Consider the following 2916-nt stretch of genomic DNA (forward strand, 5'->3'; position numbering starts at 1 on the left):
AACAAAACACAAAAACGGCAAAGAGCACAAAGAAGACGTCACACATTTAGAATTTATGCAAAAAGATGAAGAGAGATCAAACAATACCGCTTCAAAGTGTGAGGGGCTATTTAAGCCATTTGCCGATAAGCTAAATTCTCTTTTGAGCTCTGAGACATCAAAGAAATTTGAGACCGAAAATATCTACTGCGTAAATTTAACCTCCTCTTCAACCTCTAACGCTTCAAGGATAAATAAGCTCTTAAAAAGAAGAGAAGAAGAGCTTTATAAACAAGAGGATATGCTCATACTATGCCCTATCAAGACGGCTACTCCTATTAGGATATTTCAGCCTAAAAAGAGCAACTTTACCATCGTGCTAGCTAGCCAAAGCGAATTTGACTGTAGTGAGCTAAACCCAAAAGAGTTAAATCCTAGCAGACCAAACTATGGCAAGCTAAATTTATGCGAGCTAATACTCACTGACTTTAAATTTGACACTTACGAGAAAGAGAACAATGGTGCTTCATCTGATAGAGATATCAAATTTAAAAACGCAAAGACCAAGTCAGATAGTGTGATACTTTATAAAGAAAACGATGATGGCAAAGATGATAAAAACAAGACAAAGGGCGCTTGCTTTACTAGCATAAGACAAAGTAGCGATGAGATAGAGTACAAGCTAGAAGATGGTGTTGTAAAGATGAGCCACTTTAAGCTCCCCTCATCTAAAGACGAATATCTAAATTTCAACCTTCTAAATTTCGCTAAGGAGAATAACTTTACCCTTAGAGACGATAAAGACTCAGCTATGTTTGATATGAAGCTTCGTCTAGCTCTTGGTAATAATGTAGTACCTACATCAACATCTAGCTCAAGCCTTGCTCTAACACTAAATAATCTCATCATTGAAAACGAAAAAGGTGAAGCTAGTGATATAGATAAGATATATCTTCACCACTGCGGTGATAAGAGTATATATGAGAGTATATCTTTAGTTAAAAATAAAGACTCAGATATCAAAAACTCATATACAGCTACATTTAATATCCCTATAGATAGAAATGATAAGAAAGATACTAAGCTTATAGTCTATTCAAGTGATCTAAGCAAAATTTATGATACCAAAGGGATACATGCCTACACTGGTACAGCTATCATATCTATAGGATATAAAGATAAAAGTGGTGGTAGTTATAGCTATACAAACAAGGTATCTTTAAGAGATATAACAGATCATATAGTAAATGTAGTCTCTGATAATGAGTATCCATTTAAGACAAATGAGCCAATAAGCCTAAAGGCTATATATAAACAAGAAAAAGGTAGCAAGAGGTATAAAGAGGTACTTTGGGGATATAAGGTGATAAAGAGCATAGAGTATAACGAAGTATCTAAATCAAATCCAAAAGATGTGGTAGAGCTAAAAGATCAAAAGGGTAAAGAGATAAGATTTAAAATTTCAGATCTTATAAAAAAAGATGATCTAGATAAGCTAAAGCAAGGTGGTCATACTATAGTATTTTTTGCATATCTTGAAGGAGAGAAGGATAAATTTAAATACAAAAGCGTATATGGTAAAAACCATATAAGGATAGATATAAAGATACCTCTATATATTAAATTTAAAGATGATAAGCTAATCATATATGAGTTTGAGCATGCTATAAAAGAGAAGAGTTTTAAAGCTAGTCTAAATCATGATGATGCCTTAGTAAATAAAAGTGGCTACTTATATATAAATAAAGATATGTCAGCACAGGATATAAATATCTATGAAGATGATAAACTAAGTAAAGAGCTAAAGAGTGATGAGAAGAGAGATAAGAGATATCAAATTTACATAGATGAAGCAAATTCCACAAACAATCAAAACCAAAGCAATACAAACCAAACAGGTAACACAAAGATAAACCAAGATACCAAATATGGTATCAACCTACTAAGTAAAGATAATATGAATAGCTTTATAAACTCTTTTAATGAGTCAAAGAGTATAACAAGAGTAGATAAAGGTATGTGGGTGGATGGGGATAGAGGAGTTGTGGTAAAGACGGAAGAAAGCTGTCTTTGCGGCAGAAATATATCAAAGGAAGAATTAATTAAACTAGGGATAAATAAAAATAATGCAAATATTTTTCTAGATTATATTAATTTTACTATGTAAGGATATAATATTAATACTTGTAAAAGAAAACTGCATTTTCTGGCACAAATAAGACATGAATCTAGAGATTTTGCATATTTAAAAGAAAAAGAAGATGGCTCAGCACATGAGGATAGAGCTGATCTTGGGAATACTCAAACTGGGGACGGCAAACGTTTTAAAGGCAGGGGTTTAATTCAAATAACCGGCAGAAATAACTATACTGCATATAGTTCTTATAAAGGAATTGACTTTACGCAAGGCAACAACAATACCAAACTCGAAGAAAAGGAATATGCTGTAGATTTATCTGGGTGGTATTGGTCCAGACACTTAAATGTTGATTTAAACAATATGGCTGATTTTGATGATTTAATTTATATTACCTATAGAATAAACGGTGGTTTTAATGGATTTAGTGATAGGAAAAATAATTTACTCAAAATGCATTTAAAAATAGAATGTTTGAGGGATAGTTTTAATAATCTAGAAGACAATAACTACTCTATCAAAAGCAGTAAAGCATGGAATATTCACGATGCTGTTTATCAATATGCCAATTTAAATAACTCTGAATCAAATGAGTGTCGCTTAAGATACCTTGAACTAACAAAAGATTATTTAAAATTACCAAAAGGAAAAAAGAGAGATACAATCATGAGTAGGAAAGCAAAAATTAATACAATTTTAGGAGTAGATAAATGAAAAAATCACAATTCTTTATAGCATTTTTTGTGCTTATAGTATGCTCTAGCAGCTATGCTAGGGATATAAATATAACTGGAACATAT

Annotated in this window: 2 protein-coding genes; both read left to right on the forward strand. The window is 31.9% G+C overall.

Annotated features, from left to right (window positions below):
• The coding region (locus tag F3G86_RS11335) for a hypothetical protein (RefSeq protein WP_188116440.1) at positions 1-2146 on the forward strand (2146 nt) is incomplete at its 5' end.
• Positions 2147-2479: 333 nt separating this feature from the next.
• Positions 2480-2830, forward strand: coding sequence for a hypothetical protein (locus F3G86_RS11340; RefSeq protein WP_149723445.1), 351 nt, complete (start codon positions 2480-2482; stop codon positions 2828-2830).
• Positions 2831-2916: the final 86 nt, after the last annotated feature.

This window comes from Campylobacter concisus (assembly GCF_902460595.1).
Lineage (GTDB): Bacteria > Campylobacterota > Campylobacteria > Campylobacterales > Campylobacteraceae > Campylobacter_A > Campylobacter_A concisus_BL.

What these genes read in the sequence shown, in the direction of transcription:
- F3G86_RS11340 (WP_149723445.1), top strand. Translation starts at nt 2,480, where the DNA reads ATGGCTGATTTTGATGATTTAATTTATATTACCTATAGAATAAACGGT.